This window comes from Conyzicola sp. (assembly GCF_046714715.1).
GTDB lineage: Bacteria > Actinomycetota > Actinomycetes > Actinomycetales > Microbacteriaceae > Conyzicola.
Genome location: NZ_JBKKAD010000115.1, coordinates 1 through 5,448, shown reverse-complemented (window position 1 = coordinate 5,448; position 5,448 = coordinate 1). Strand labels below are relative to the sequence as shown.

At 67.2% G+C, this 5,448-nt stretch carries 4 protein-coding genes; 1 reads left to right on the top strand and 3 read right to left on the bottom strand.

What is annotated here, in order from left to right; genetic code table 11:
* Positions 1–182: 182 nt before the first annotated feature.
* The gene (locus ACLQ6X_RS09040; protein WP_411699839.1) at positions 183–1,457 is read right to left on the bottom strand and encodes an extracellular solute-binding protein; all 1,275 of its coding nucleotides are present in this window, start codon (positions 1,455–1,457) and stop codon (positions 183–185) included.
* Between the two features lie 219 nt (positions 1,458–1,676).
* Positions 1,677–3,458 carry an MDR family MFS transporter gene (locus ACLQ6X_RS09035; protein WP_411699838.1) on the bottom strand — a complete coding sequence of 594 codons (1,782 nt, stop codon included), beginning with the start codon at positions 3,456–3,458 and terminating at the stop codon, positions 1,677–1,679.
* 184 nt (positions 3,459–3,642) lie between these two features.
* Here ACLQ6X_RS09035 and ACLQ6X_RS09030 point away from each other — a divergent pair, with 184 nt between their 5' ends.
* Positions 3,643–3,942: a DUF1905 domain-containing protein gene (locus tag ACLQ6X_RS09030; protein WP_411699837.1), complete on the top strand. Its 300-nt coding sequence runs from the start codon at positions 3,643–3,645 to the stop codon at positions 3,940–3,942.
* Between the two features lie 97 nt (positions 3,943–4,039).
* On the opposite strand, the gene ACLQ6X_RS09025 is transcribed toward ACLQ6X_RS09030, so the two are convergent.
* Positions 4,040–5,448, bottom strand: a 1,409-nt coding sequence (locus tag ACLQ6X_RS09025; RefSeq protein ID WP_411699836.1) for a phosphoglucomutase, alpha-D-glucose phosphate-specific, incomplete at its 5' end; no start/stop codon positions are given.

The window sequence follows — 5,448 nt, the reverse complement described above, 5'->3', positions numbered from 1 at the left end:
GTCAGTTGCTGGTCATGACGCTACGAGGGCTCCCGCTTCCCTGCGTCAACCCGACGGTGGGCTCGGGGTAAACCCTGGCGGTAGGCCGGGGCAGCCCCCCCCCGCCCCCCCCCCGCCCCCCCCCCCCCCCCCCCCCCCCCCCCCCCCCCCCCCCCCCCCCCCCCCCGGCCGGTGTGCCGCTGTTAGCCGATCGACTCGACGTCTGCCTCGAACTGCTTCCACGAGTCATCCGCACTCTGCGTCTTGTCGACGTCGACGCGGTTGACGGCGTCCTGCAGCGAGCTCATGATCGGGAAGTACTTCACGCTCTTGAACGGGGCGACCGTGATCGCCGCCGCACGCTCGGCGAAGATCTCGCCGGTCGGTGCGTCGTTGAAGAACGGGCGCGTGACCGAGGTGAGTTCCTCGGACTCCTGGATCTCGAGCTGGCTGGGGAAATTGCCGGTCTTGACGAACGACTTCAACTGCTGCTCGGGGGCCGTGAGCCATGCCGCCAGCTTCTTCGCCTCTTCGGTGTTGGCGCCCTGCGCAGGAACCGTGAGGTACGAGCCGCCCCAGTTGCCGCCGCCACCGGGGAAGACGTTGGCGACGTCCCAGCCGGCTACCTCGGGAGCCGCGCCCTCGATGTTGCCGAGGATCCAGCTGGGGCAGAGCATCGTCGCGAAGGCGCCGTTGGCAAAACCGGCGGTCCAGTCGTCGCTCCACTGCTTGAGGTGCGCAGACAGCTCGGGGCTGGCATCGAGCACCTGCTCGTAGGCATCCTTGACGACGGGGTTCGTGGTCGCGATGACTTCTCCGTCGGTCGCCTCGAGGGTCTCTTCGTGCTGGTTCAGAATGCCCTGCAGCATGGCGCCGGAACCGTCGAACCAGGCAGCGTCGCTCACCGCGGTGAACTGCTCGCCGACGGAGAAGTAGTTCTCCCAGTCGCCGTCGAGCAACGCGGCGACCTCGGCGCGGTCGGTTGGGAGGCCGGCCGCCGCGAACAGGTCGGAGCGGTAGCAGATGGCCTCGGGGCCGATGTCGGTGCCGTACGCGATCAGCTTGCCGTCGGCGTCGGTGGCAGCGGCTTCCTTCCAGTCGAGCCAGCGGTCTTCGACGTCGGGCGACGAGAGGTCGGTGAGCTTGTCGGAGTATTGCAGCAGTTCGGCGAACCAGTCGATCTCGACCGCCTCGATGTCGGCGAGGCCGGATCCGGCACCGAGCTTGGTGAAGTAGTTGGCGCGGGCGTCATCGGAGGTCGCCGCCTTGTTCTGCTTGATGGTGACGTTCGGGTTTTCCTTCTCGTACTCGGCGAAGAGCTCGTCGGTGTAGCCGAAGTCATTGAAGGTGGCGACGGTGAGGTTGACCTTTCCGCCAGCTTCGCCTCCTTCTGCGCCGGCGCTGCAGCCGGTGGCGACGAGGGCGATTACTGCTGCTCCGGCGATGGCGCCGGCTTTTTTGCGTCGTGAAAGTCTCACGGTCACTCCTTTGTGTGCGTGGATGGGAGATCCAGCGAGGAATGACACACCAGCATGGGAGCGCTCTCACGGGATCGTGAGTCACACTATGTGGCGGCGATAGGAATAGTCAAGAACTATTTGAGAGCGCTCCCGCGACAAATGCTCGAGGGTAAACGTGTGCAGCCCGCCTCCACCCGCGTGATGACGGGGGAGACGGGCTGCTTCGGTAGACGGGAACTACTTTTCGGAGCGCTCTCCGGATGGCGCCGCCGCTGCCGCGCCCGGCTCGACGAGCGGTGCAGTCTGGCTGGCCGCCCTGTCGGCGTCGAGCGCCACTGCTGCAGCCGCGTCATCCGCGTTCTCCTGAAGCGCCGACTTCGCACGCAACGGCGGAGCCTTCAGGAAGAAGCTGAGCACGAAGGCGACCAGGATAACGGCGAGGGCGATCCAGAACACCGTGATGGCCGAGTTCGCGAAGCCCTCGAGGAAGGCGGCGCTCAGGCGCGGGTCGGAGGTGTTGAGGAACGACGTGTCGCCCGAGACCGAGCCCACGGCCGCGCCCGGGTTCTTCAGGATCTCGATGATCTGGGCATTGGCCGGGTCGGCGGCCACGCCGGGGTCGCTCAGGGCCGCGGTGATGCCGTCCTGAATTCTCGTGGAGTCGAACGCCGTCGCGATGTTCAGCGGCCAGCGGGTGAAGATCACCGAGAAGATGACCGCGGTGCCCACCGTGCCGCCGATCTGGCGGAAGAACGTCGACGCGCTCGTGGCCACGCCGATGTCGCGCGGGCCCACCGAGTTCTGGCTGGCGAGGGTGAGCGTCTGCATGAGCTGGCCGAGGCCGAGACCCACGAACAGCATGCCGATCATGAGGAACCAGACCGGCTTGTCGGCGGTAGCAAAGGTGAAGATGAAGAAGCCGACCGCCATGAATGCCGTGCCGATGGTGGGGAACATCTGGTATTTGCCGGTGCGGGCGATGAGCTGGCCGCTCACGATCGACGAGATCATCAGGCCGAGAATCATCGGCAGCATGAGGAAGCCGCTCTCGGTGGGCGTCGCGCCGTTCACGACCTGGAGGTACAGCGGCAGGGTCATCATGGCGCCGAACATGCCGAAGCCGACGAGCACGCCGAGCACGGTGGCCATCGAGAACGTCGAGCTCTTGAACAGCTTGAGGGGGATGAGCGCGTCGTCGCCCATGAGCTTCTCGCTGAGCACGAAGGCGGCGAGGCCGACCACGCCGATCACGTAGCAGGCGATCGAGCCGAGCGAACCCCAGCCCCACTCGCGGCCCTGCTCCGCGACGAGCAGCAGCGGCACGAGGCCGATGATGATCGTGGCTGCGCCCCACCAGTCGATGCGCACGGCGCGTCGCTCGTGCGGGATGTGCAGGAAGCGCAGCACGATCGCGAGGGCGGCGAGGCCGATCGGGATGTTGATCAGGAATACCCAGCGCCAGCCGGTGACGAACAGGATCTCGGGGGTTGCGGCGAAGAGCCCGCCGATGAGCGGGCCGACGACGCTCGAGACGCCGAACACGGCCAGGAAGTAGCCCTGGTACTTGGCGCGTTCGCGCGGGGCGAGGATGTCGCCCATGATCGCGAGCGGGAGCGCCATGAGTCCGCCGGCGCCGAGGCCCTGGATGGCACGGAAGGCGGCGAGTTCGTACATGGAGCTCGCGAATCCGGCGGCGATCGAGCCGACGAGGAAGATGCTGATGGCGATGATGAACAGCGGGCGCCGGCCGAAGATGTCGCTGAGCTTGCCGTAGATCGGCGTCGATATCGTGGCGAGGATCAGGTAGGCGGTGGTCACCCACACCTGCTGGCTGAGGCCGTCGAGGTCGTCGGCGATGGTGCGCATCGACGTCGACACGATGGTCTGGTCGAGCGATGACAGGAACATGCCCGCCATCAGACCGAAGATGACGAACAGGATCTGCCGGTGGGTCATTACCCCGCCGGCGTCCTTGATCGCTTGGGCCTGCTGCTTGCCCTTGGAGTCGACGCGTGACATGGAACCTCGAAGTCTGTGGTGGTGGTGCTTAACGAAATCGCCGCCGCGGAACGCGGTCCGACGGCGGGCAGCCTCCCGCTAGAATTTTGCGGAGAGTGCAAAGTTACACCCGCGGCAAGGCCTGCGCAAGTAGCGCTGGCTCTTGCGGATGCCGCGTGCCGGGCGTCGCGCGAGAATGGACACCATGACCGGTGACACCTACGAGTTCGAGTCGACGCTGTGGGCGTGGACGGCGCGCAAGGAGCTCTGGGTGTTCGCGACCGTGCCCGACGACGCGTCGGACGAGATCGCCGACCAGCCGCGGCCCCCGTCGGGCTTCGGCGCGGTGAAGGTACGCGTGCGGCTCGGCGAGTCGACCTGGGAGACGTCGATCTTCCCGGGGGTCGACGGCGATGCCTACGTGCTGCCGATCAAGAAGGCCGTGCGCGCCAAGGCGGGGCTCGACGTCGGCGACACGGCAGCGATCGCCATCGAGCTGATCTGAGCGGTTGCCGGTTGAGTAAGGCCGTCTACGGCCTGTATCGAAACCGCTCGCCGGGTTTCGATAGGGTCGCTGCGCGACCTACTCAACCAGCAGCTGCCTATCCGCCCAGGGCCGCGTCGACGATCTCCTTCGCCTCGGCCTGCACCTTGGCCAGGTGCTCGGGGCCGACGAACGACTCCGCGTAGATCTTGTAGACGTCTTCGGTGCCGCTCGGGCGGGCGGCGAACCACGCCTTCTCGGTGACGACCTTCACGCCGCCGACGGCAGCGCCGTTGCCCGGCGCCTCCGAAAGGCGGGCGATGATCGGGTCGCCGGCGAGGGTCTCGGCGGTGATCGCCGATCCGTTCAGCTTGGCGAGCGCCGTCTTCTGCGTCTTGGTGGCGACGGCGTCGACGCGCTGGTAGACCGGGTCGCCGAACCGGGCGACGAGCTCGGCGTACAGCTCCGACGGGCTCTTGCCGGTGACCGCGCGGATCTCGCTCGCCAGCAGCGCGAGCAGGATGCCGTCTTTGTCGGTGGTCCAGACGGTGCCGTCCTTGCGCAGGAAGCTGGCGCCGGCGCTCTCCTCGCCGCCGAACGCCACCGAGCCGTCTATCAGTCCGGGCACGAACCACTTGAAACCGACCGGCACCTCCCAGAGGGTGCGGCCGAGCGACTCCGCGACCCGGTCGATCATCGAAGAAGAGACGAGCGTCTTGCCGATTGCGGCATCCGAACGCCACTCCGGACGGTGCGTGTAGAGGTACTGGATGGCGACGGCCAGGAAGTGGTTGGGGTTCATCAGGCCGCCGTCGGGGGTGACGATGCCGTGACGGTCGGCGTCCGCGTCGTTGCCGGTGACGATGTCGTATTCGCTCTGATGCGCGACGACCGACGCCATGACCGACGGGCTCGACGGATCCATGCGGATCTTCTCGTCCCAGTCGAGCGTCATATACGGCCAGGCCGGGTCGACGAGGGGGTTCACGACGGTGAGGTCGAGGTCGTAGACCTCCTTGATCAGCTGCCAGTAGTTCACACTCGCGCCGCCCAGCGGGTCGGCACCGATGTGCAGGTTCGCCGCCCTGATCGCGTCGAAGTCGATGATCCCCGCGAGGTCCGCGACGTAGGCGCCGCGGAAGTCGTAGGTCTCGACGGCGCTCGGCTCGGCGCGCTTCACGTCGACGCTTCCGTTGGCGATGATCTCGTTGGCGCGGTTCGCGATCCAGCCGGTGGCGTCGCTGTCGGCCGGTCCGCCGTGCGGCGGGTTGTACTTGAAGCCGCCGTCGCGGGGCGGGTTGTGGCTCGGGGTAATGACGATGCCGTCGGCCTGGTCGTCGTGACCGGCCGCGTTGTAGACGATGATCGCGAGGCTCAGCGCGGGCGTCGGCACGTAGTCGTCGAACTCGTAGACGAGCGCGTTCACGCCGTTGGCGGCGAGCACCTCGAGCGCGGTCGTCTCGGCGGGGCGGCTCAGTGCGTGGGTGTCCTTGCCGATGAAGAGCGGGCCGGTGATGCCCTGCCTGG

Coding starts and splice junctions, on each gene's coding strand:
- ACLQ6X_RS09035 (WP_411699838.1), bottom strand. CDS start 3,458: ATGTCACGCGTCGACTCCAAGGGCAAGCAGCAGGCCCAAGCGATCAAG.
- ACLQ6X_RS09030 (WP_411699837.1), top strand. CDS start 3,643: ATGACCGGTGACACCTACGAGTTCGAGTCGACGCTGTGGGCGTGGACG.